Origin of the sequence: Streptomyces viridosporus (assembly GCF_002078235.1) — a bacterium.
Taxonomy (GTDB): Bacteria; Actinomycetota; Actinomycetes; order Streptomycetales; family Streptomycetaceae; genus Streptomyces; species Streptomyces viridosporus.
In genome coordinates, this window is record NZ_MSGP01000985.1 from 1 (window position 1) to 613 (window position 613).

General features: G+C 64.1%; 1 protein-coding gene. It reads left to right on the forward strand.

Translation table 11 applies throughout. The features are described 5' to 3' along the window. On the forward strand, window positions 1-613 hold a 613-nt coding region (locus tag B7L92_RS39050), incomplete at both ends, for a pectate lyase family protein (RefSeq protein WP_143626562.1).

The following is a 613-nucleotide window of genomic DNA, read 5'->3' on the forward strand; positions in this document are numbered from 1 at the left end:
TCGTCGTCCGGGTTCACCGGCGGTGGGCTGCGGCTGAAGGAGAAGACCAACGTCGTCATCCGCAACCTGAACATCAGCAAGCCGGTCGCCCCCGCGGACGCCATCACCGTCCAGAAGTCCACAAAGGTGTGGATCGACCACAACACCCTTTCGGCCGACCGGGACCACGACAAGGACTACTACGACGGCCTGTTGGACATCAACCACGCGTCCGACAACGTCACGGTGTCCTGGAACAAGTTCGCCGACCACTTCAAGGGCAGCCTGGTCGGACACAGCGACAACAACGCGAGCGAGGACACCGGCCACCTGAAGGTGACCTACAGCCACAACTGGTTCTCCAACGTGTACTCGCGGATCCCGAGCCTGCGGTTCGGGACCGGGCACTTCTACGACAACTACGTGCAGGGCGCGGAGACCGCCGTGCACCCCAGGATGGGCGCGCAGATGCTCGTCGAGAACAACGTGTTCCGTGACACGAAGGTGGCGGTGACCACCAACCGCGACAGCGACGTGGACGGATACGCGGTGCTGCGCGGCAACGACCTGGGTGGCGCCGCCACCGAGATCTCCCAGGTCGGCAGCTTCACCAACCCGCCGTACTCGTACACCG